The sequence below is a fragment of the Actinokineospora sp. NPDC051303 genome, assembly GCF_055586285.1.
Genome location: NZ_JBVJIN010000081.1, coordinates 1 through 21,404, shown reverse-complemented (window position 1 = coordinate 21,404; position 21,404 = coordinate 1). Strand labels below are relative to the sequence as shown.

The 21,404-nt window shown below is 71.2% G+C and carries 21 protein-coding genes; 11 read left to right on the top strand and 10 right to left on the bottom strand.

Annotation, left to right across the window (positions count from 1 at the left end; genetic code table 11):
- Window positions 1-112 precede the first annotated feature (112 nt).
- From ACZ6SD_RS31595 to cofC, 3 genes are all read right to left on the bottom strand, one after another.
- The gene (locus tag ACZ6SD_RS31595; protein ID WP_465320680.1) at window positions 113-979 is read right to left on the bottom strand and encodes an NUDIX hydrolase; all 867 of its coding nucleotides are present in this window, start codon (window positions 977-979) and stop codon (window positions 113-115) included.
- 2 nt (window positions 980-981) lie between these two features.
- A complete protein-coding gene (locus tag ACZ6SD_RS31590) occupies window positions 982-3,174 on the bottom strand; it encodes an RNA degradosome polyphosphate kinase (RefSeq protein ID WP_465320679.1) in 2,193 nt (730 codons plus the stop codon).
- A 72-nt stretch (window positions 3,175-3,246) separates the two neighbouring features.
- Window positions 3,247-3,885, bottom strand: coding sequence for a 2-phospho-L-lactate guanylyltransferase (cofC, locus tag ACZ6SD_RS31585; protein WP_465320684.1), 639 nt, complete (start codon window positions 3,883-3,885; stop codon window positions 3,247-3,249).
- A 105-nt stretch (window positions 3,886-3,990) separates the two neighbouring features.
- Between cofC and ACZ6SD_RS31580 the strand changes: the two genes are divergently transcribed.
- The 4 genes from ACZ6SD_RS31580 to ACZ6SD_RS31565 all read left to right on the top strand — a co-directional run bounded on the left by ACZ6SD_RS31580 (window position 3,991) and on the right by ACZ6SD_RS31565 (window position 7,806).
- Window positions 3,991-4,731: a lysophospholipid acyltransferase family protein gene (locus tag ACZ6SD_RS31580; protein ID WP_465320683.1), complete on the top strand. Its 741-nt coding sequence runs from the start codon at window positions 3,991-3,993 to the stop codon at window positions 4,729-4,731.
- 1 nt (window position 4,732) lies between these two features.
- Window positions 4,733-5,743, top strand: a complete 1,011-nt coding sequence (locus tag ACZ6SD_RS31575; RefSeq protein ID WP_465320678.1) for an NAD(P)H-dependent glycerol-3-phosphate dehydrogenase — start codon at window positions 4,733-4,735, stop codon at window positions 5,741-5,743.
- Window positions 5,740-6,858, top strand: coding sequence for a cystathionine gamma-lyase (locus tag ACZ6SD_RS31570; protein ID WP_465320677.1), 1,119 nt, complete (start codon window positions 5,740-5,742; stop codon window positions 6,856-6,858). Before ACZ6SD_RS31575 ends, ACZ6SD_RS31570 begins: the two co-directional genes overlap by 4 nt.
- A 474-nt stretch (window positions 6,859-7,332) precedes the next feature.
- A complete protein-coding gene (locus ACZ6SD_RS31565; protein WP_465320676.1) occupies window positions 7,333-7,806 on the top strand; it encodes a cysteine dioxygenase in 474 nt (157 codons plus the stop codon).
- On the opposite strand, the gene ACZ6SD_RS31560 is transcribed toward ACZ6SD_RS31565, so the two are convergent.
- Window positions 7,781-8,455, bottom strand: coding sequence for a pyridoxamine 5'-phosphate oxidase family protein (locus ACZ6SD_RS31560; protein WP_465320675.1), 675 nt, complete (start codon window positions 8,453-8,455; stop codon window positions 7,781-7,783). The genes ACZ6SD_RS31565 and ACZ6SD_RS31560 overlap by 26 nt on opposite strands.
- A gap of 28 nt (window positions 8,456-8,483) precedes the next feature.
- Here ACZ6SD_RS31560 and pdxR point away from each other — a divergent pair, with 28 nt between their 5' ends.
- On the top strand, window positions 8,484-9,938 hold the full coding sequence (pdxR, locus tag ACZ6SD_RS31555) for a MocR-like pyridoxine biosynthesis transcription factor PdxR (RefSeq protein ID WP_465320674.1): 1,455 nt from the start codon (window positions 8,484-8,486) through the stop codon (window positions 9,936-9,938).
- A gap of 11 nt (window positions 9,939-9,949) precedes the next feature.
- Window positions 9,950-11,041 carry a D-alanine--D-alanine ligase family protein gene (locus ACZ6SD_RS31550; RefSeq protein ID WP_465320673.1) on the top strand — a complete coding sequence of 364 codons (1,092 nt, stop codon included), beginning with the start codon at window positions 9,950-9,952 and terminating at the stop codon, window positions 11,039-11,041.
- Here ACZ6SD_RS31550 and ACZ6SD_RS31545 read toward each other — a convergent pair.
- Window positions 11,038-11,583, bottom strand: a complete 546-nt coding sequence (locus tag ACZ6SD_RS31545; protein ID WP_465320672.1) for a DUF3515 domain-containing protein — start codon at window positions 11,581-11,583, stop codon at window positions 11,038-11,040. The genes ACZ6SD_RS31550 and ACZ6SD_RS31545 overlap by 4 nt on opposite strands.
- Window positions 11,584-11,603: 20 nt before the next feature.
- Window positions 11,604-11,837, bottom strand: coding sequence for an Lrp/AsnC ligand binding domain-containing protein (locus ACZ6SD_RS31540; RefSeq protein ID WP_465320671.1), 234 nt, complete (start codon window positions 11,835-11,837; stop codon window positions 11,604-11,606).
- A gap of 110 nt (window positions 11,838-11,947) precedes the next feature.
- Here ACZ6SD_RS31540 and ACZ6SD_RS31535 point away from each other — a divergent pair, with 110 nt between their 5' ends.
- The 4 genes from ACZ6SD_RS31535 to ACZ6SD_RS31520 are packed head-to-tail and all read left to right on the top strand — an operon-like array spanning window position 11,948 to window position 14,633.
- Entirely contained in the window at window positions 11,948-12,913 is a 966-nt protein-coding gene (locus tag ACZ6SD_RS31535; RefSeq protein WP_465320670.1) for a thiamine-phosphate kinase, read from the top strand.
- A 44-nt stretch (window positions 12,914-12,957) separates the two neighbouring features.
- Window positions 12,958-13,449, top strand: coding sequence for a GNAT family N-acetyltransferase (locus ACZ6SD_RS31530; protein WP_465320682.1), 492 nt, complete (start codon window positions 12,958-12,960; stop codon window positions 13,447-13,449).
- On the top strand, window positions 13,422-13,943 hold the full coding sequence (locus ACZ6SD_RS31525; RefSeq protein ID WP_465320669.1) for a gamma carbonic anhydrase family protein: 522 nt from the start codon (window positions 13,422-13,424) through the stop codon (window positions 13,941-13,943). The genes ACZ6SD_RS31530 and ACZ6SD_RS31525 overlap by 28 nt, the downstream gene beginning before the upstream one ends.
- Before the next feature lie 15 nt (window positions 13,944-13,958).
- Window positions 13,959-14,633, top strand: a complete 675-nt coding sequence (locus ACZ6SD_RS31520) for a uracil-DNA glycosylase (protein ID WP_465320668.1) — start codon at window positions 13,959-13,961, stop codon at window positions 14,631-14,633.
- Here the strand turns inward: ACZ6SD_RS31520 and ACZ6SD_RS31515 are convergent.
- The 4 genes from ACZ6SD_RS31515 to ACZ6SD_RS31500 all read right to left on the bottom strand — a co-directional run bounded on the left by ACZ6SD_RS31515 (window position 14,630) and on the right by ACZ6SD_RS31500 (window position 20,459).
- Entirely contained in the window at window positions 14,630-15,613 is a 984-nt protein-coding gene (locus ACZ6SD_RS31515; protein WP_465320667.1) for a transcriptional regulator, read from the bottom strand. The genes ACZ6SD_RS31520 and ACZ6SD_RS31515 overlap by 4 nt on opposite strands.
- Before the next feature lie 480 nt (window positions 15,614-16,093).
- Entirely contained in the window at window positions 16,094-16,576 is a 483-nt protein-coding gene (locus ACZ6SD_RS31510; RefSeq protein WP_465320666.1) for an NUDIX hydrolase, read from the bottom strand.
- Window positions 16,577-18,745 carry an ATP-dependent DNA helicase RecG gene (gene recG / locus ACZ6SD_RS31505; protein WP_465320665.1) on the bottom strand — a complete coding sequence of 723 codons (2,169 nt, stop codon included), beginning with the start codon at window positions 18,743-18,745 and terminating at the stop codon, window positions 16,577-16,579. It lies immediately after the preceding gene.
- A 61-nt stretch (window positions 18,746-18,806) separates the two neighbouring features.
- A complete protein-coding gene (locus tag ACZ6SD_RS31500; protein WP_465320664.1) occupies window positions 18,807-20,459 on the bottom strand; it encodes a DAK2 domain-containing protein in 1,653 nt (550 codons plus the stop codon).
- A gap of 186 nt (window positions 20,460-20,645) precedes the next feature.
- On the opposite strand from ACZ6SD_RS31500, the gene rpmB reads away from it, so the two are divergent.
- Window positions 20,646-20,837, top strand: a complete 192-nt coding sequence (rpmB, locus tag ACZ6SD_RS31495) for a 50S ribosomal protein L28 (protein WP_091449505.1) — start codon at window positions 20,646-20,648, stop codon at window positions 20,835-20,837.
- Window positions 20,838-21,404: the final 567 nt, after the last annotated feature.

The window sequence follows — 21,404 nt, the reverse complement described above, 5'->3', positions numbered from 1 at the left end:
CGTGGTCGTGGGGCCGTAGGCTCCCCACCCGTCTTTCCCACGACGGGATCTTCCTTCGTAGGGGCCCCAAAGAAACCACTCCACCCCATCGAGCACACCCGCACAAGCGACCTCAAGGCGACTCGACATAGTCAGCAGCCACAAGCCCCCCACCATCGAACGACAGCACCCAAACACTGCCCTTCCGACTCCGAACCTCCCCCAACTCCACACCAGACCCCGCCGCCAGCCCCACCAACGCCCCCGGAATCACACCCCCCTGACTGCACGCCACCGCAACCTCCCCCGCCCCCACAACCCCCCGCAGCAACTCCACCGCGGCCCCCTCCGGCGCCTGCTCCGCCAGCGCGGGCTCCACTTCCACCGAAATGCCCAACAGCCCCGCCAACGGCCCCACAGTGTCCACGCACCGCACCTTCGGCGCCGCCAACACCCGAGAAGGCCCGAACAGCGGCAGCAGCCGCGTCAGCGCCTCCCGCTCCCGCAGCCCAGTAGGCGACAGCGGACGCTCCGAATCCGGCCCGTGCCAGCGGTCCTTCTTGCCCGCGTGCGCGTGCCGAACCACGAGCAACGTCCCCGTCTCAGCGGGTAAAGCGGCGAAGCGCGCCAACACCACCCGATCGTGCGGATAGGTCAGCAGGTGAACCGCGTCGGACACGGGTACCCAGCGCAGGACGTCGACCTCGTCGTTGGGCTCGAAGGAACCCCCTGCCGCGCGGGCGGCGAAGTAGGAGACCGTTTTGGCGCTTTCCCCGACCACGTAGTGCACCTGCCCGAGAGACCGGCCCAGCACAGCCGCGAAACCGGTCTCCTCAGCCACTTCCCGCACCGCCGCGGCGTGCGCCGACTCGCCGGGGTCGAGTTTTCCCTTGGGCAGGCTCCAGTCGTCGTAGCGGGGGCGGTGGACGATGGCTGTCTCGATCGTGTTCTCCCCGCGCCGCCACAGGACCGCGCCCGCGGCGGCGATGTGCCGCGCCACGGCTAGCTGAGGGCGCGGTGTCGGGCGAGCATCCCCGCCTGGTGGTCGCGGACCTGTGAGCCGTCCGCGGGCGAGGGTTCCCACTCGCCCTTGGGGGACAGGATCCAGCACCGGGTGCACGGGTCCAGCGCGGAGTCGAAGATCTCGTCCAGTTGCGCGGTGAGCCGGGGGTCGGTGACCCGGACCTGGACTTCGACGCGCCGGTCGAGGTTGCGGTGCATCATGTCCGCGCTGCCGATCCAGTGTTCCCCGGCGCCCGCGAAGTGGAAGATCCGCGAGTGCTCAAGGAACCGCCCCAGGATGGAGCGGACCTGGATGTTCTCGCTGAGCCCCGGGATTCCCGGCTTGAGCGCGCAGATCCCGCGCACCACCACCTCGACCGGCACCCCGGCCTGCGAGGCGCGGTAGAGCGCGTCGATGACCTGTTCGTCCACGAGGGAGTTCACCTTGATGCGGATTCGCGCGGGCCGCCCGGCGCGCAGGTGCTCGACTTCGCCTTCGATGCGTTCGACGATGCCGCGCCGCACGCCGTAGGGGGCCACGAGCAGGCTGCGGTACTCGTCCTGCCGGGCGTAGCCGGTCAGGACGTTGAACAGGTCGGTGAGGTCCGCGCCGATCGCGGGCTCGGCGGTGAGCAGGCCGACGTCCTCGTACAGCCGCGCGGTCTTCGGGTTGTAGTTGCCGGTGCCGATGTGGCAGTAGCGCCGGATCGTGGAGCCTTCCTGGCGGACCACGAGCGAGGTCTTGCAGTGCGTTTTGAGGCCCACCAAGCCGTACACCACGTGCACGCCCGCCTTCTCCAGCGCCCGCGCCCACTTGATGTTGGCCTGCTCGTCGAAACGCGCTTTCAGTTCCACCAGGACGACGACCTGCTTGCCCGCCTCGGCCGCGTCGATGAGCGCGTCGACAATGGGGGAGTCGCCGGAGGTGCGGTACAGCGTCTGCTTGATGGCCAGCACCTGCGGGTCGCTCGCGGCCTGCTGCACGAACCGCTGCACGCTGGTGGAGAACGAGTCGTACGGGTGGTGCACCAGCACGTCGCCCTCGCGCAGTGTCGCGAACACGCTCTTGGGCGTCTCCCGCTCGGCGAACGCCGGGTGGGTGGCGGGGACGAACGGCGGGTCCTTGAGCTCTTTGCGGTCCACGCCGTAGATCTGCCACAGGCACGACAGGTCGAGCAGGCCCTGCACGACGACCACGTCGTTGGGGTGCACCTCCAGTTCGCGCAGCAGCAGTTCGAGCATGTGCTCGCTCATGTCGTCGGACACCTCAAGGCGCACCGACGGTCCGAACCGGCGCTGCGCCAGTTCCCGTTCCAGGGCCTGCAACAGGTCTTCGTCGCGGTCCTCTTCGACTTCGAGGTCGGCGTTGCGGGTGACCCGGAACGCGTGCACCTCGATGACCTGCATCCCGGCGAACAACGCGTTCAGGTGCGCCGCGATCAGCTCCTCCATCGGCAGGAAGACGGCCACCTGCTCGTCGGCGCTGCGGTCGATGGGCACCAGGCGCGGCACGTTGTCGGGGACCTTGACCCGGGCGAACCGCTCGGTGCCGCCCTCCGGGTCGCGCACCGTCACCGCGAGGTTCAGGGACAGCCCGGAGATGTAGGGAAACGGGTGCGCCGGGTCGACCGCGAGCGGAGTGAGAACTGGGAAGACCTGGTCGCGGAAGTAGATCGACAACCGCCTGCGGTCGTCGTCGGTGACCTCGTCCCATGTGGCGATCTTGATGCCGCGGTCGGCGAGTTCGGGGCGGACCCGCTCGGAGAAGGCGCGCGAGTGCTGGGCGACGAGTTCCTGGTTGCGCTTGGAGATGTGGCCCAACTGCTCGCGCGGGGTGAGCCCGTCCGCGCTGCGCACCGACAGCCCAGTCTCGTTCCGGCGCTTGAGGCCCGCGACGCGCACCATGTAGAACTCGTCCAGGTTCGAGGCGAAGATGGCCAGGAACTTCGCCCGCTCCAGCAGCGGCTGCGACGAGTCCTCCGCGAGCGCGAGCACCCGGGCGTTGAAGTCCAACCAGGACAGTTCGCGGTTGAGGTAGCGGTCGTCGGGCAGGTCCGTCACGGCCGCCGCCGGGGTCACCGCCGGTGGCGCGAACGGGACGCTGCGTGGCTCCGGAGTGGCTTCCGGCGGCGAGGTCGGCGGCGGCGGCGCGTCGGGGGCGGGGGCTTGGTGGTGCGTGCTTTCCGTGCTCACACCCTCATTGTCCAGCAGAGACGCGTCAACCGCGCGTTCCCCGGCCTACGCCACCGTGAACTTTCCTGTGATCTACAGCGTGTTCTGGGGCGTTCCGCAGGCCGTGTGGGTGAGCCGGGCGGTGTTGGCTCCGAGGCCGAGAGCGCGCGCGTGCGCCAGGTCCTCGGGCGTGTCGACGTCGCAGCGCAGGCGGGCGAGGTCGTCGCCGACGCGGACGGCGGAGTGGGCGTGGGCGCTCGCCGAGCCCGGCCCGAAGCGGGGGGCGAGCGGCCCGCCGGGCGCGGACAGCAGCAGCGTCGTGCCGGTGCCGGGCCGGTCGGCGACGAACGCGCGCCGCCCGTCGGCCTCGGCCACCGCGGCGGCGAGCGCGGCTGGCGTCAGGGCGGGCAGGTCGGCTTGTAGCGCGCCGACGACCGACAGGGCGTCACCTGCACGGAGCGTCGCCGTGCCGAAGCGCAGCGCGGCGTTGAGCCCGGCGAGGCCGCGCTCGTCCACGCATTCGGCCGCGGTCGGGGCCAGGGCGCGGGCCACCCGCTCGTCCTCGCACACCACCAGTAGCCGCCGCACCCCGGGCGCGGCGAGCGCGGCGGCGACGGTGTCGAGCACCACCGCCAGCACCAGGTCGCGGTGACCGGCCGGGCCGCCGCCCACCGCGCCACGCAACCGCGACTTCGCCCGGTCCAGGTGCTTGACGGGCACCACGAGGTCCACCACCGCTCCGATACTGCCGGCCAGCGCTGACACCACCCCGTATGGACCCGCGCCCGGGTGGCCAGGAAGACTCACTGCCCACGGTTGCGCGAAGAGGAGGAGCAGTTGGGCAAGCGCGAGAAGGGCGGGTTCTGGGTCGGCGCGGCGGCGGTCGCCTTCTACCCGATGACCTGGCTGGGCAAACGCACCTATCGCGGCGGGGAGAAACTGCCCGCGACGGGTCCGGTGCTGCTGGTGATGAACCACGTCTCCCATCTCGACCCGCCCAACGACGCGGTGTTCGTGCACCGCCACAAGCGGGTCCCGCGCTTCATGGCCAAAGACAGCCTGTTCCGCGTCCCGGTGTTCGGCAAGATCCTCGCGGGTTCCGGCGGCATCCCGGTCTACCGCGGCTCGTCGGAGGCCAGACACAGCCTCAGCGCGGCGCACGAGGCGTTGCGGACGGGGAAGGTCGTGGTGATCTACCCGGAGGGCACCATCAGCAAGGACCCGGACGGCTGGCCGATGCGCGCCCGCACCGGCGTCGCCCGGCTCGCGCTGGAGAACGACGTGCCGGTCATCCCCGCCGCGCGCTGGGGCACGAACCACATCTGGGACGGCTACACGAAGAAGTTCCACCCGCTGCCGCGCAAGGAGGTTGTCACGGTCGTCGGCGACCCGGTCGACCTGTCGGCCTACCGGGGGCAGCCGGTGACGAACGCGTTGCTGCGCGAGGTCACCGACCTGCTGATGGCCGAGATCCGCCGGATGCTCGCCGAGATCAGACAGGAGCCCGAGCCTGCCGGGTTCTTCGTGCCCCCGGCCCGGCAGGGCGCCAAGCGGGGCCCCGACGAGGTCGCGAGCTGACATGGCCGCCGCTGGCAAGATCACCGTGCTCGGGGCGGGCTCCTGGGGCACCGCGTTCGCCAAGGTGCTCGCCGACGCCGGGCAGCCGGTCACCCTCTGGGCGCGCCGCCGCGACGTCGCCGACGCCGTCACCCGGGACCGGGAGAACGCCGATTACCTGCCGGGAATCCGCCTCCCGGACACCCTGGCCGCCACCTCCGACCCGCGCCTCGCTCTCGACGGCGCGGACACGGTCGTGCTGGCCGTGCCGAGCCAGAGCCTGCGCCACAACCTGACCGCGTGGCGCAGCCTGCTGGCGCCGGAGGCGACTCTGGTCAGCCTGGCCAAGGGCATCGAGCGGGGCTCGCTGCGCCGGATGAGCGAGGTCGTCGCCGAGGTGACCGGCGTCCCCGACGACCGGATCGCGGTCGTGTCCGGCCCCAATCTGGCCCGGGAGATCGCCGAGGAGCAGCCGACCGCCACCGTCATCGCCTGCCGCGACCACGACCGCGCGGTCGCCGTGCAGCGGGCCTGCACCACCGGCTACTTCCGCCCGTACACCATCACCGACGTCATCGGCTGCGAGATCGGCGGCGCCTGCAAGAACGTCATCGCCCTGTCCTGCGGCATGGCCGACGGCCTCGGCTTCGGCGCGAACACCCTGGCCACCTTGATCACCCGAGGCTTGGCCGAGACCAGCCGCCTGGGCGCGGCTTTGGGCGCCGACCCCATGACCTTCGCGGGCCTGGCTGGCTTGGGCGACTTGGTGGCCACCTGCTCGTCCCCCCTGTCCCGCAACCGGACCTTCGGCGCGAGACTGGGCCGAGGCGAGTCCATGGCCCAGGCTCAGGCCGCCGTCCACGGCCAGGTCGCCGAGGGCGTGAAGTCCTGTTCGGCCATCCGCGAACTGGCCATGCGCCACGGCGTGGAGATGCCCATCACCGAGGTGGTCCACCGCGTGTGCCACGACGGCTTCGACCCCCGAGAGATGGCCGGTGAACTCATCGGCCGCAAGACAAAGCCAGAACGATGACCACCCCCGACTTCGGCGACGGCACCCGCTGCGTCCACGCGGGCGCCCCGCCCCCCACCCCCGGCACCCCCGTCCCACCCCAGCCGGTCCTAGCCGCCCAGTTCCACCTATCCGACTCCGGCGACTTCTACGGCCGCGCAACAAACCCCACCTGGCGCGCCCTCGAATCCGCCCTAGGCGACCTAGACGGCGGCGAGTGCGTTGTCTATTCGTCAGGCATGGCCGCGATCTCCGCACTCCTGCGCACAGTCCTGGGCCCAGGCGACAAGGTCGTGCTGCCCTCGGACGGCTACTACCTGGCCCGCTCTTACGTCCGAGAACACCTAACCGCCCTGAACCTCGAAGTCCACGAGGTGCCAACAGCCGGAAAGTGGACAGCCGAAACCGTCGCGAACGCCCGACTAGTGCTGTTGGAAACCCCCTCCAACCCCGGCTTGGACGTCTGCGACATAGCCGCGATCACCACCCTGGCCCACCAAACGGGCGCCCTGGTAGCCGTAGACAACACCACAGCCACCCCCCTCGGCCAACGCCCACTCGCCTTGGGCGCGGATGTGACCCTGGCCAGCGACACCAAGGCCCTAGCAGGCCACAGCGACGTGGTCCTAGGCCACATCACCACCACAAACCCCACCCTGGCCACCCGCCTAAGAGCAGAACGCACAGCCAGCGGAGCCGTACCAGGCCCATTCGAAACGTGGCTAGCCCACCGGGGCCTGGGAACCCTCGACCTGAGACTGGCTCGCCAAGCAGAAAACGCCGAAGCCCTCCACAGGGCCCTCAGCACCCACCCCAAGGTCCACAACCTCCGCTGGCCCGGCTCCCCAACCGACCCAGCCCACCCAATCGCCACAAAGCAAATGCGCCGCTTCGGCGGCGTCCTCACCTTCGAGCTGGAATCAGCGGCAGAGGTGGACTCCTTCCTCACCATCTCCCGCCTGGTCACATCAGCAACAAGCTTCGGCGGCCTCCACTCCTCCGCAGACCGCCGAGCCCGCTGGGGCGACCCAGTCCCACCAGGCCTACTCCGCTTCTCCTGCGGCTGCGAAGACCCCCAAGACCTCATCCCCGACGTCTTGGCAGCCCTGTCCCCAGACGAACCGGACACCCACTAACAGTCCCCAAGCCGCCAGATGCTCGATGGGGCAGAGCAAAGAGCAGCGAACCCGCCCCCCACAAAGCCGCACCGACGCTCGCCCAGTGCTCGATGGGGTGGAGTGGTTTCTTTGGGGGTGAAGGAAGATCCCTAAACTTGCCGTGGTCGTGGGGCCGAAGGCTCCCCACCCGTCTTTCCCACGACGGGATCTTCCTTCGTAGGGGCCCCAAAGAAACCACTCCACCCCATCGAGCGGACCCCACGAAGCCCGGGACCACCCCACCCCATCGAGCAGACGGACAGCCGCAGCCACCGTCCCACCATATGAACAGCTTGACCCCAGAGCAGCGAAATGCTCGACTAGCACCATGCTCCTGCGCGCCATGACCGACCGCCGAGGTCACATCGACCTCAGCCGTGTCGCCAGCGCGCTCTGTCTCTGTCGGTAGATCCGCCGCCCTGTGCCCGCGAATCCCGAAGAGAGCCCACCCCCATGTTCGCTGTGCCCCCCAACACCGTCGCCCTCACCACCATCCCCACCACCGCCCACCCCGCGCTGATCGCCCGCGACTACGCCGCCGATCGCGCGACCTGGCGCCACCTGCTCCGCTACGACCCCACCGAGCGCTTCGCCGCCCTCATAGCCAAGACCGACGACCAAGAGGTCTGGCTGATGAGCTGGCTCCCCGGCCAGGGCACCGACCTCCACGACCACGGCCTGGCCACCGGCGCTTTCACCATCGTCTCCGGTTCCCTAACCGAACGCGTGGCGACCCGCAACAAGCCGGCCGTGGCCCTACACCACCTAGTCCAGGGCCAGTCCCGAGTCTTCGCCCCCGGCTACGTCCACCAGGTCCGCAACGTCTCCCCGGACCCGGCGGTCAGCATCCACGTCTACCGCGCCGCCCGCCCCCCGATGGGCCACTACCGCTTCGACCCCCTCACCGGCCCCGAGCCCGCCGCGTGACGTGCTCCGGAACCGGCGCCCCCACCAGGGCGTCATCCGGTGATGGCGCACCCCACACGGTCCGCACCGGCAGAACCCCCGCCCAAGCCGCGCCAGCAGCCACATCCTCCGCGTCATCGACCGGCCCACCCACCCGAACCTTCACCGCGGCCTCGGCAAGGTCCACAGCCAACACCGCCGTAGCCGCGAGTTCCTTCGCGTTCGGCTCCCGAGCGTGCTCCCACGACCCCGGCGCCAAGTGCTCGGTAAGCACCCGCAGCGCCCGCAGTTTCGCCGACGGCTCGACCACCGGCCTCGCCGTCCCGTGGATCACCGCCGACCGATAGTTCATCGAGTGGTTGAACACCGACCGGGCGTAAACCACGCCGTCGAGCAGCGTCACCGCCACGCACACCTCGACACCGTCAGCCGCCGTGCGCAGGCTCCGCGCCCCGGTCGAGCCGTGCAAATAGAGGGTGTCGCCGTCGCGCCCGTACCCGGTGGGCAGCACCAGCGGCGCCCCATCGACCACTGTGGACAGGTGGCACACCAGGCCGGCGTCCAGAACCGCCCACAGCGCCGCGCGGTCGGTCACCGCGCGCTTGGCGCCGCGGCGGATCGTGCTGCGGTCGGTGGGGGACAGGGATTCAGCGGAGCGCGTCTCGGTCACGGCTTTCACCTTCGCTCCTCCGAGTGGCATGCTGACAGGTCCACAGCGACACGATTTCAGGAGGCCACTGGTGTCGGAGAGTCCCGCGCTGCCGGTCACCCTGGACCGTCGGTCTGCGACCCCGCTGGCTGTGCAGCTCGCCGAGGAGCTGCGCACGGCCGCCGCGGACGGCCGGTTGCGCAGCGGTGACCGGCTGCCGTCCACCCGCGCGCTCGCGGCCCAGCTCAAGGTGAGCCGGACCGTCACCGCCGCCGCGTACGAGCAACTGCACGCCGAGGGCTGGATCGCGGGCAAGCACGGTTCGGGCACCTACGTCACGACCGCGCCGCCCGGGTCGCCCACGGCCCGGCCGCGCCGCGCCAAGCCAGCCGCCGAGGACGAAGCCGCAGTGGACCTGCGCCCGGGTTCGCCGTGGGCGGGCGGCATCGACCGGTCCGCGTGGCGGCGGGCGTGGCGGGGCGCCGCGGAAGCCGCCCCGATGCTGCGCCACCAGCGCGCGGGCCTGCCCGCCTACCGCGCGGTCGTCGCCGAGCACCTGCTGCGGCACCGGGGGCTGCGGGTGCGGGCCGAGTTCGACGAGTCCGGCGAGGGCGAGTCGGTGCTGGCGACCGGCGGCACGACGGCGGCGGTGGCCGAGTTGGCGGCGACGGTCCTGCGCCAGGGCGACACGGTGGCCGTGGAGGACCCGGGCTACCAGCGGGCGGTGGAGACCATGCGCGCCGCCGGGCTGCGGGTGGTGCCGATCCCGGTCGACGCCAACGGCCTGCTGCTCGACGCCGTGCCCGCCGGGGCGAAGGCCGTCTACTGCTCGCCAGCGCACCAGTACCCGCTGGGCAGGCGGATGTCGGCGGGCAGGCGGGTCGAGCTGGTCGAGCGGGCCCGCCGCGAGGGCTGGCTGGTCATCGAGGACGACTACGACGGCGAGCTGCGCTACGACGTGGCGCCGCTGCCGCTGCTCGCCGCGCTCGCCCCGGATGTGGTGGTGCACCTGGGAACCACGAGCAAGATCCTGACCCCGACGCTGGGCGCGGGCTGGATGGTGGCTCCGCCCGCGGTGGTGTCCGCCGTCTTGGAGCACCGCGAATCAACTGGGGCCAGTCCGTCCGCGGCGGGACAGCTCGTCGTGGTGGAGCTGGCCCGCAACGGCGACCTGGGCAGGCATCTGCGCAAGCTGCGCCGCGAGCTGTCCGAGCGGCGCGCCCTGCTGGTGCGGGCGCTGACGGACGGCGGCGTCGCGGTCATCGGCGACGACGCGGGCGCGCATCTGGTGGTGCCGCTGGATTCCGCCGAGACCGAGCGCGACCTGATCGAGCGGGCCCGCGCGCGCGGCCTCGTCCTCGACGGCCTCGCCCGCCACCACTGCGGCAAACCGACCTGGTTCGGCATCGCCCTCGGGTATGCGGCGTGTTCAAGAAAGCAGCTCCACGACGCCATTCCGCAGCTGCTTGAGGTCTTCACCGGACGGGTCGGCGCATCCGGGTAGGGTCGGGCCCCATGACCAGCTCAAAGATCCGTGTCGCTGTCGTCTTCGGCGGGCGCAGCACCGAGCACTCGGTGTCCTGTGTGTCGGCGGCGAGCGTGCTCGCCAACCTGGATCCGGAGCGGTTCGAGATCCTGCCGGTCGGCATCACTCGGGAGGGCGGATGGGTGCTGGGCCCGTCCGACCCCCGGGAGCTGGGCATCCAGGGCCGCGCCCTGCCCAGCGTCACCTCCGGCACCGCGCTGACCCTGCCCGCCGACCCGGCCTCGGCGAGTCTGGTCGTGCTGGAGCAGGGCCGGGCGGGCGAGGTCCTGTCCGGTGTGGACCTTGTTTTCCCGGTGCTGCACGGCGCTTACGGCGAAGACGGCACCATCCAGGGGCTGCTGGAGATGGTGGGCGTGCCCTACGTCGGGCCCGGCGTGCTGGCGAGCGCGGTGGCGATGGACAAGGGCTTCACCAAGAAGCTGCTCGCCGCCGAGGGCCTGCCCGTCGGCCGGTATGTCGAGCCCCGCCGCGGCCAGGCCACGCTGACCGAGGCCGAGCGCGACTACCTTGGCCTGCCGGTGTTCGTGAAGCCCTCGCGCGCGGGCTCGTCCACCGGCATCACCCGGGTGACCTCCTGGGACGACCTGGCCGCCGCCATCGCGCACGCCCGCGAGATCGACCCGAAGGTACTGGTCGAGGCCGCCGTTGTCGGCCGCGAGGTCGAGTGCGGCGTGCTGGAGTTCCCGGATGGCAGCGTGCGCGCCTCCCAGCCCGCCGAGGTGCGGCTGGTCGAAGGAATCGACTGGTACGACTTCGACGCCAAGTACCTCGATGACGTGTGCACGCTCGACATCCCCGCCAAGCTCCCCGACGAGGTGTCCGAACGCCTGCGCGCCATGGCCGTCGACGCTTTCCACGCCCTGGACTGCCAGGGTCTGGCCCGGGTCGACTTCTTCGTCGGCGAGGACGGCACGCTGACCGTCAACGAGGTCAACACAATGCCCGGCTTCACCCCGACCTCGGCCTACCCGAAGATGTGGGAAGTGTCCGGTGTGGACTATTCGACCCTGTTGGGAGTCCTGATCGACACCGCCCTGGCCAGGGGAACCGGTCTGCGCTAAGGCCGGACCGGCTGCGCGGCCAGAGTCTGGCCGACCACTTCGGACACCGTCTGAAGTGGACCGGTGCCCACCGTCGACGGCAGGGTCAGCGCCACGTAGACGCCCCGGTCGACCGCGAACCACGTCGCCGACCCATCGCCCTCGATGGGCAGCCACTGCACGCCCGACACCTGCCGCAGCGCCGCGGTCGGGGTCAGCTCCGGCGGCTTGCCCAGCCCGCAGCGCAGCACCACCCGGTTCCCGGCGGCGTCGCCCCAGGCCAGGGCGCCGACCGGGGCGGGTTCGACAATCGGGAGCCGGTCCAGCGTCGAGCCGCCGCTGGGCAGCGTCGCGGGCAGCGCGGCGACCAGCGCGCCGCACTCGGGCGAACCCGCGGCGGGGGCCTCGACCGGCACCAGGCCGACCGGCCCGGACTCGGGGTTGTCCGGGGACTCGGGAAGCAGCCTGCTCGCCACGACGATGCCCACCGCCAGCGCGCCGACGAGGACGGCTGCGGTGATCACCGCGGCGCGCGACGGGCCGGTCTGGGGCTGGTCGCTCACGTCCCCCACTAGACCACGGCTCAGAGGTGGACAACCGGGCAGGTCAGCGTCCGTGTGATGCCGTCCACGTTCTGGATGCGCGCCACGACGAGCTGGCCGAGCAGGTCGACGTTGTCGGCCTCGGCCCGCACGATGACGTCGTAGGGCCCGGTGACATCCTCCGCGGTGGTGACCCCTGCGATTGCGCCGATCTCGGCCGCGACCGCGGCGGCCTTGCCGACCTCGGTCTGGATAAGGATGTATGCGTGGACCACGGCGCGCCCCTTCGCGGCTAGGAGTCCCCAAGATGTAGGAACGTGTCCAGCAACGTACCCCAGTTGGCGATCCGCGGGGGTTCGACAGAGTTCGGCGATCGGAGGAAGTCGTGAGACCGGACACGCCCCAGGGCGCGGAGACCGTGGCCGACGTGGGTGAGTTCAACCTCATCAAGCGGATCACCGAGAGCAGGCCCCAGCCCAAGGGCACGCTGCTCGGGCCCGGCGACGACGCCGCGGTGGTCGCCGCGTCCGACGGACGGGTCGTGGCCAGCACGGATGTGCTGGTCGAGGGCGTCCACTTCCGGTTCGACTGGTCGAGCCCGGAGCAGGTGGGCCGCAAGGCCGTCGCGGTGAACCTGGCCGACGTCGCGGCGATGGGCGCGGTCCCCACGGCGGTCCTGGTGGGCATCGCGTGCCCGTCCACGACCGCGGCCGAGGTCGTGGACGAGCTGTCCAAGGGCATGTGGCACGAGGCCGCCCGCGCCCGTGTCGGCGTCGTCGGCGGCGACCTCGCCGAGTCCGGAACCCTTGTGATTTCGATCACCGCCTTAGGCGACCTGCGGGGCCGCGCGCCGGTCACCCGCGGCGGCGCGATGCCCGGCGACGTGGTCGCGGTGGCCGGTCAGCTCGGCTTCAGCGCGGCCGGTCTCGCGGTCCTCGGGCGCGGTTTCCGCTCCCCGGTCAGCGTTGTCGGCGCGCACCGCTCCCCGGAGCCGCCTTATGCCGCCGGTCCCCAGGCCGCCGACGCCGGGGCCACCGCGATGATCGACGTCTCCGATGGCCTGCTCGCCGACCTCGGGCACATCTGCGCGGCGTCCAATGTGGCGATCGACGTGCGCACCGACCTCATCGAGGTGCACCAGCGGCTGATCGACGTCGCCTCCGCGCTCGGCGGCGACCCCCGGCACTGGGTCCTCACCGGCGGCGAGGACCACGCGCTGGCCGCCACCTTCCCCGACCCGGCGGGCGTGCCCCCGGGCTGGCGCACCATCGGGACCGTCACCAGGGGCACCGGCGTCACCGTCGACGGCGGCCCGTACGCGGGGCCCGCGGGCTGGCAGCACTGGCGCTGAGGCGGGCGGGCGATTCACTGGATCGGGTGAGCGACAATCGGGGCGTGCGCATCGAAGTCCGCCGGTACGACCACCCCGACTCGGCCCGGCTCATCGACGAGGTCCAACAGGAGTACGTGATCCGCTACGGCGGCGTTGACGAGACCCCCGTCGACGCCGCCGAGTTCGCCCCGCCCCGGGGCCTGTTCCTCGTCGGCTACCTCGACGGGACCCCGGTGGCCACCGGCGGGTGGCGCGGCCACGACGGCGGCGACGCGGAGATGAAGCGCCTCTACGTCACCCCAGCCCTGCGCGGCCGCGGCCTCGCCCGCGCCATGCTCGCCGAACTCGAACGCGCCGCGCGCGCCTCGGGCCACCGGCGGCTCATCCTGGAGACGGGCCTGCGGCAGCCGGAGGCCATCGCCCTGTACGAGTCCGCCGGATACACCCCCATCACCCCGTTCGGCCACTACGCCGACGCCGACGAGGCTTACCACCTCGGCAAGTTGCTCACCAGCGAGGAGATCACGTGCCCGTCTACGCCCTCGGCGACCTGACGCCCGACATCCACCCCGACGCCTACGTCCACCCGGACGCCACCGTCATCGGGAACGTCACGCTGGGCGCGTTCGCGTCGGTGTGGCCGCAGGCGGTGCTGCGCGGCGACTACGGCAGCATCGAGATCGGTGCCCGCACCAGCGTCCAGGACGGCACGGTCGTGCACTGCACCGAGTTCCACCCGGTCCGCGTCGGCGTGGACTGCGTCATCGGCCACAACGTCCACATCGAGGGGGCCACCGTCGGCGACCGCTGCATGATCGCCTCAGGCTCGGTGCTGCTCAACGGCTCGGTGGTCGAGGACGGCGCCATCCTCGGCGCGGGCGGCGTGGTGTCGTTCAACGGCTTCATTCCGGCCCGTTCGATGGCCCTGGGCATCCCGGCGAAGGTCCGCGAAGGCCATGTGGTGCCAGAAGACATGACGTCGGGGATCGTGGCCAAGTACGTGGAGAACATCGCGGTGTACCGGTCGGGGCTGCGCAGGCTCGACTGAGTAGGGTTTACCGGCGTGGCACGACCGTTGACCGAGATCGTCGAATCCGGGTGGGCGCAGGCGCTGGAGCCGGCCGCCGACAAGATCGCCGCGATGGGCGAGTTCCTGCGCGCCGAGATCGCCGCGGGCAGGCGCTACCTGCCCGCGGGCGAGAACGTGTTGCGGGCGTTCAAACAGCCCTTCGCCGACGTCCGCGTCCTGATCGTCGGCCAGGACCCGTACCCCACCCCGGGACACGCCGTCGGCCTGTCGTTCTCGGTGGCCCCCGACGTCCGCCCGATCCCGAAGAGTTTGGTCAACATCTACAAGGAGTACTGCGACGACCTGGGGCACCCGTTGCCGTCCAACGGAGACCTGACGCCCTGGGCGGAAAACGGCGTCCTGCTGCTCAACAGGGCCCTCACCGTCGAGCCGGGCAGGTCGAACTCCCACCAGGGCAAGGGCTGGGAGGAAGTCACCGAGCAGGCCATCCGCGCCCTCGCGGCTCGCGGCGGCCCACTGGTGGCGATCCTGTGGGGCCGCAACGCCCGCAACCTGCGCCCCCTGCTCGGCTCGGTCCCAGCCATCGAGTCGGCTCACCCGAGCCCGCTGTCGGCGCACGCGGGCTTCTTCGGCTCCCGCCCGTTCAGCCGCGCCAACGCGCTCCTGGTGGAACAGGGCGCCGAACCGGTGGACTGGAAGCTCCCCTAGGTCCGCGGCAGCCCTTCATACGCTTCCCGCAGCTCGATGGCTTCCGGCAGGCCGCGCGCTTCCACAGCCGCGACGACTTCCGCCGCCCGCCAGTGGTTCGAGGGCACCACCCGCCCGGAGTGAAGGGCTTGCGCGGCGGCGTGACAGGCCTCATCAAGCCGGTCGTTCGCCACCAACGTGAGCGCCAGATCGAGGTTCGCCGAGGCGACCCGCCGGGGCCACTTCCCGCCGTCCTCACTGGGCGTCAACCGCGTGATGGTCTCCCGGGCGAACCGCTCAGCCTCCGGATCGCCAATCCAGGCGAGCGTCGTGGCCAGATAGGCGACGAACTTGGTGGGGTCGTACCGGTAGTGGTGCTCCGGCTGTTCCGGCCGTTGGAGGGGCGACACCAGCTTGTCCACCCGCCCGATTACCCGGTATGCCTCCTTCGGCCGCTTCAACCGCGCCCACGCCCGCCCTTCCTGCGCCGCCGCCTGCACCTCGACCCCACTCCCGGCAGGCGCCAACGCCTGCGCGGCGTGGGTGAGCCCGATCGCCTCCGAAAACCGCCCTTCAGTGAGCACCCGCCACGCATGCGTCTCGTAACACCACGCCCGAATCTCGTTGTGCCCAGCGTGCTTCGCCAACCCGGCCGCCACCCGCAGCCGGGCCGTCGCGGCCCCACCCTGGTTCAGGTCGATATGCACTGTCGCGGCGAGCAACGACAGCCACGCGCCCACCACAACGAGTCGATGACGGCCCGCGAGCGTTGTGCGGCTGTCCAGCAGGGTATTCACATAGGCGAGGTACTTGCGAAGCCGCTTAAGCAGTTCCTCAGGTCGGGTGAGTGGATACGCCATCGCGAGGTCGTCTACCACCAACTCCAACTGCGTCAGCGTTTCCTCGCTGACATCGCTGGAAGTGACCCGATGCAATAGTTCCAGCGCCGCCAGTTCGTCATCGGCGCGTCGCGCGTTCGCGAACTCTCGTCGCTTCCCCATCGCGCGCTCACCTCCGGCGTTGTCTTCGCTCCCAGCGTACTGTATCCCTTGTTATTCCTGGTCAAGCTGTTGTTGGCGCGCGGTATGCACGCAAGGTGCGCGGAAGTCGAACGGTCAATGCCCTGTGTTCGGGCGGCAGAAGTCTTCTCCTTTCTGTCGGATTTGAGTGATCTATTGGCTGCCCATGCGGACGGATGGAGATTTCACCTGCCAGATCGAATTGCCCGAAACCGGGGGAGTCGGAAGCGCCGAAGGCGCTCTTTCCGGTAAATGCGTTGTTGGCTGCGCCTTCCGGGCGTGGTGGAACGGCCGAGCGGTGCCGGGATCGGCCTATGCCGATGAGATCGTGGCGGATCGGGACAGCGGCGGGATTCTCTGGGATCGGGTGACGGGCAGGCGCGGGTGCGGCAAACCGGAGTTCGCGAAGATCCATCCGTTGCGGCAGCGTCGGGCAACGCGCACTTCTGGAACTTTGAATAGTCAGCTGTGCAGGGTCAGGGGAGTGTCGCCCATGCGGCCCGCCAACAAATCGCCGAGCAGGGTGGGGAGGGTGGCGGGGACGAGTTTGTCGGGGCACCGGTGCAAATCGGGGGCGGACCACCAGCGGTGTTCGACGACTCCGGCCTTCTCGTTCTCGGTGGGGGTGCGGGGGAGTTGGGGTGTTGTGGTGTGGGTTCGGCCGAGGAAGACGTGGTCGACGCGGTGGTGGTCGTGGCCCTGGTAGTGGAAACGGGTTTCGCCTACCCACAGTTCGCGGCCCAGTGTCGTGAGCTGGAAACCGGTTTCCTCCGCTACTTCGCGAAGCGCGGCCTCGGTGCGGGTCTCGCCGGGTTCGAGGCCGCCGCCGGGGAGTTCCCACCAGTGGTGGGCGGGGTCCGCGGGGTCGAGGGCGTGGATGAGCAGCACGCGATTGGCCGGGTCGAGCAGGAGGACGCGGGCGCCGATTCGCGGCGTGGTGGGCATCTAGACTTTTTCCAGGTATTCGGCGCGTTCGTCGTCCACCAGTTGGCCGACCATGCCCGCCAGGCCGGGGAAAGCGCGGAGGTCGGGGTCGTCGGCGACGAGGGCTTGGGCGACGGTGCGGGCGTTGGCGATGATGTCTTCGTCGCGGAGCAGGGACAGCATTTTCAGGCCGGAGCGGGAGCCGGACTGGGTGGCGCCGAGGATGTCGCCCTCGCGGCGCAGCTCCAGGTCCTGGCGGGCCAGTTCGAAGCCGTCGAGGGTGGCGGCGACCGCGTCGAGGCGGTCTCGGGTGGAGGTGCCGCCGATGGCCTCGGTGACCAGCAGGCACAGGCCCGGCGCCGAGCCTCGGCCGACGCGGCCGCGGAGCTGGTGGAGCTGGCTCATGCCGAAGCGGTCGGCGTCCATGATGACCATGACCGTCGCGTTGGGGACGTTCACGCCGACCTCGACCACCGTGGTGGCGACCAGGACGTCGATCTCCGCCGCGGCGAACGCCCGCATGACGCGGTCTTTCTCGTCCGTCGCCAACCGGCCGTGCAGGATTCCCACGCGCAGGCCGGACAACGGCCCCTCGGCGAGCATGGGGGCCACCTCGGCGACCGCCAGCGGGGGCCTGCGGCCGTCGTCGCCGCCGCTGGGGGAGTCGGGGGAGTCCTCGTCGCCGATGCGGGGGCAGACGACGTAAGCCTGGTGCCCCTTGGCGATCTCCTCGCGGACCCGCTGCCACACGCGGTCGAGCCACGCCGGTTTCTCCGACACCGGAACGACATTCGTGGAGATCGGCGAGCGGCCAGCCGGAAGCTCGCGCAGCGACGAGGTTTCCAGATCGCCGTAGACGGTCATGGCGACGGTGCGGGGGATCGGCGTCGCGGTCATCACCAGCACGTGCGGGCTCACGTTCTCACCAGCCCTGGCGCGCAGGGCGTCGCGCTGCTCGACGCCGAAGCGGTGCTGCTCGTCGACCACGACGAAACCCAGGTCGGCGAAGGAGACCTTGTCCTGGATCAGCGCGTGCGTGCCGACCACGATGCCCGCCGCGCCGCTCACCGCGTCGAGCATCGCCTGTTTGCGTTGCGGCGCCGAGAGAGAACCGGTGAGCAGCGTGACCCGGGTGGCGTTCTCCGCGGCCCCCAACTCTCCAGCTTGCCCGAGGTCGCCCAGCATGTCCGACAGCGACCGCGCGTGCTGGGACGCCAGCACCTCCGTCGGCGCCAGCAGCGCCGCCTGCCTGCCCGAGTCGACCACCTGGAGCATCGCCCGCAGCGCCACGATCGTCTTGCCGGAACCCACTTCGCCCTGGAGCAGCCGGTTCATCGGGTGCTCGCCCGCCAGGTCGCGCGCGACGGCGGCGCCGACCTCCACCTGGCCCTGGGTCAACGTGAACGGCAGCCGCTTGTCGAAGGCGTCCAAGATCCCGCCGTGCTTCGGGGGGCACGCGGGCGCGGGCCGGGCGGCGGAAGCCTTGCGGCGCTGGGCAAGGGCGAGCTGCACGGCCAGCGCCTCGTCCCACTTGAGCCGGGTCCGGGCGATCTCCAGGTCGGCCCACTCGGCGGGCCGGTGGATGGCGCGCACCGCCGTGTCGTACTCGACCAGGCCCAGCTTCAGCCGAAGCTCGTCGGGAAACGGGTCCTCGATCTCGTCCAGCATGTCCAGTGTCTGCTGCACGCACTGCGCGATCTGCCACGACTGGATCTTCGCCGACGCCGGGTAGACCGGGATGAGACCGCCCGCGAACTCTTCCACCGCACCGGTTTCCGCGTCGCCGTCGAGCAGCTGGTAGTCCGGGTTGGCCAGTTGCAGCTTCTGCCGGAACGCGGTGACCTTGCCCGCGAACAACGCGCTCAGGCCCGGCTTGAGCTTGTCCATGTGCCAGGGCTGGTTGAAGAACGCGCACTCCAACGACCGCTTGCCATCGGTCAGGGCGACCTCGATCAGCGTGCCGCGCTTGGTCTTCATCTGCCGCTTGTTGACCGAGACGACCTTCGCCATCACCGTGACGTGCTCGCCGACCTCAAGGCCCGCGATGTCGGTGAGCTGCCCGCGTTCGGCGTACCGGCGCGGGTAGTGGCGCAGCAGGTCACCCGCGGTCTCCAGCTTGAACGCGGCGGCGAGCGCGTCCGCGGACTTCTTGCCCACCACCCGGTCGAGCCGGTCGCTCAGCGCTGCCATCACTCTCCCCGCCGTGCCAAATCTGGACGCCCCGATTATGTCGGCACCCACCGACGGTGGCTCACTCCAGGCCGAGCACCACCACCGAGTCGGACTGTCCGCCCCGGTAGACGGCCAGGTCGGCGTCGGGCCGCTCGCGGCGCAGGAACTCCGCCAGCGCCTCGGGCACCTCGTCGGGCGCGTCGCGCCCCAGCAGCGCGGTCACCAGCTCCCCGCCCGCGGCCAGCATCCGCTCGACCACCCCGCACGCGGCGCGCGCCAGGGCCTCGGCCGTGGGCGGGCCCGGCTCGATGAGAACCACCTCGCCGTCGGCGAAGCCCAGCACGTCCCGCGCGCGGCACGGGCCGATCCAGGTGATGGCGTCCTGCTCGGCCACCACGACCTCGCCGCGCCGGGTCGCCGCGGCGGCCTCGGCCATGGCGACCACGTCGTCGCCCGCGCGCCTGCGCGGGTCGTGCACGGCGATCGCGGCCAGCGCCTGCACCGGGGACGCGCACGGCACCACCACCGCGTCCTGGCCCGCGGCCACCGCCCGGATCGCGGCCTCGTCGGCGATCGCGGTCAGCCCGGCGTCCCCGGGCAGCACCGTCACGTGCGCCGCGCCGGTCCCGGTGATCACCCGCAGCAGGTCGTAGGCCGTTGGCGGCTCTGCGTCGTCGGCCCGCAGCACCGCGACCCCTTCCGCCGCGAACAGCTCTGCCAGCTCATCGCCACGCACCGCCGCGACGACAGCGCGGTCCCGGACGAACCGGTCCGCGGCGTCCGACGGCGCGTCCGCGAACCGCGCCACCCTGATCCGCCTCGGCCTGCCCACCTCGATCCCCGCCTCGATCGCGGCCCCCACGTCGTTGCAGTGCACGTGGACAGTCCACAGCCCGTCCCCGTCGCTGACGACGGACACACAGTCCCCCAACCCCACCAGCCGCTCACGCAACGCGCTCGCCGCGTCCTCGGTGGACTCCCCGAGCAGATACATGACCTCATAGGCGAACAGGTCCGACCCGGCCTCCCGCGACACCCCCGCCACCGGCCCGTCGTCGTGGGCTGCCGCGGCGCCCACCCCGGCGGGCCGCTGCGCCACCACATCGGCCAACGCGTCGAGAAGCACCACGATCCCGCGCCCGCCCGCGTCCACAACCCCCGCCTCGGCCAACACCGCGAGCTGCGCTGGCGTCCGCCCCAACGCCTCCGCGGCCGCCCTCGCCGCCGCCCGCGTCACCTCCGGCAGCCCCCCGTCGCCCGCCGTGGCCGCCGCCCGCGTCACCTCCGGCAATCCCCCCTCGCCCGCCGTGGCCGCCGCGTCGAGAACACTGAGCATCGTCCCCGCCACCGGCTCGGACACCGCCGCCGCGGCCAACTCGGCCCCCCGCCGCAGAGCCGCCCGCAGATCCGGCCCGGTCACCACCGCCCGCTCGCGCAGCACCTCGGCCATCCCCCGCAACACCTGCGAGACAATCACCCCCGAGTTGCCCCGCGCCCCCGCCAGCGCCCCCTTCGCCAACACCCCGAACGCCTGCCCGGCATGCTCCCCGGCGGGCGCGGCCACCAGCGCCGCCAACGCCGCCCGCAGCGTGGACAGCAGATTGGACCCCGTGTCCCCATCGGCCACCGGAAACACGTTGATCCGATCGATGGCCGAGCGGTGCGCGTCCAGCGCCCGCACGCACGCCGCGGCCCACCGCCGCACCTCGCCCGCGTCCAGCGCGTTGAGCACAGGCCCTCCACCTCGTCCATCGGTATCGGGGGAGACTAGCGACCCCCGACGGCCCCGGTTTGGAGCACGCTACGGCGACCGGTTACCCTGTGCAGACCGCCCGGGTGTGCCCTGGGCCCTCGTACGTGCGTCCACCCGCATATCGCTTGTGTGAGTGGGCTCCGCCAACCTGAAGGAGTGTCTGACGTGGCTGCCGTGTGCGACGTCTGTGGCAAGGGGCCAGGCTTCGGCAAGTCGGTCTCGCACTCGAACCGGCGCACCAACCGCCGGTGGAACCCGAACATCCAGACTGTGCACGCCCGCCTGGGCGTCTCACAGCGCAAGCGCCTGAACGTGTGCACCTCCTGCCTCAAGGCAGGCAAGGTCGTGCGCGGCTAAGGCCCCTGACAAGCCGCGAACCGGCGTTTTGCGTCCCCCTTGGGGGCGCAGGCGCCGGTTTTGTCGTGTCCGGGTCTCGCCTCGCTCGTGACCTCTTTCGGGGGAACACCCCGGCGTGTCGCCCCTTTCCCCCGGCGAGTTATCCACAGGCGCGGCGGCCCTCTTCCCCGCGCTGACCTGCGGCGATAGACTGGAGCGGGGTCAGCCCCCAGGGTGGGCGGGGTTTTGTTTGTGGGGGTTTCGGGGCGGCGAAAGCAGCCGCAGTGGGGTCGTTGAGGACTTGGTCGGGGCGGTCCGGGTGCTCTTGTCGGCTTGGTCGCGCTCCCGCTCACCTGCCAGGCCGAGCCTGGGCTCGCCCAGTGTTCGGTGGGGCAGAGGGACAAACCGGTCTTTCTGCTGGCCCACCTACGCTGCCCAGCGCTCGATGGGGTCGAGCAGCAAACCCGCTCTGCTGTCAGGCCGTACTGACGCTGCCCGGTGCTCGATGGGGTGGAGTGGTTTCTTTGGGGGTGAAGGAAGATCCCTAAACTTGCCGTGGTCGTGGGGCCGAAGGCTCCCCACCCGTCT

What these genes read in the sequence shown, in the direction of transcription:
- ACZ6SD_RS31575 (WP_465320678.1), top strand. Translation starts at nt 4,733, where the DNA reads ATGGCCGCCGCTGGCAAGATCACCGTGCTCGGGGCGGGCTCCTGGGGC.
- ACZ6SD_RS31570 (WP_465320677.1), top strand. Translation starts at nt 5,740, where the DNA reads ATGACCACCCCCGACTTCGGCGACGGCACCCGCTGCGTCCACGCGGGC.
- ACZ6SD_RS31565 (WP_465320676.1), top strand. Translation starts at nt 7,333, where the DNA reads ATGTTCGCTGTGCCCCCCAACACCGTCGCCCTCACCACCATCCCCACC.
- pdxR (WP_465320674.1), top strand. Translation starts at nt 8,484, where the DNA reads ATGCTGACAGGTCCACAGCGACACGATTTCAGGAGGCCACTGGTGTCG.
- ACZ6SD_RS31550 (WP_465320673.1), top strand. Translation starts at nt 9,950, where the DNA reads ATGACCAGCTCAAAGATCCGTGTCGCTGTCGTCTTCGGCGGGCGCAGC.
- ACZ6SD_RS31515 (WP_465320667.1), bottom strand. Translation starts at nt 15,613, where the DNA reads ATGGGGAAGCGACGAGAGTTCGCGAACGCGCGACGCGCCGATGACGAA.
- ACZ6SD_RS31510 (WP_465320666.1), bottom strand. Translation starts at nt 16,576, where the DNA reads ATGCCCACCACGCCGCGAATCGGCGCCCGCGTCCTCCTGCTCGACCCG.
- recG (WP_465320665.1), bottom strand. Translation starts at nt 18,745, where the DNA reads ATGGCAGCGCTGAGCGACCGGCTCGACCGGGTGGTGGGCAAGAAGTCC.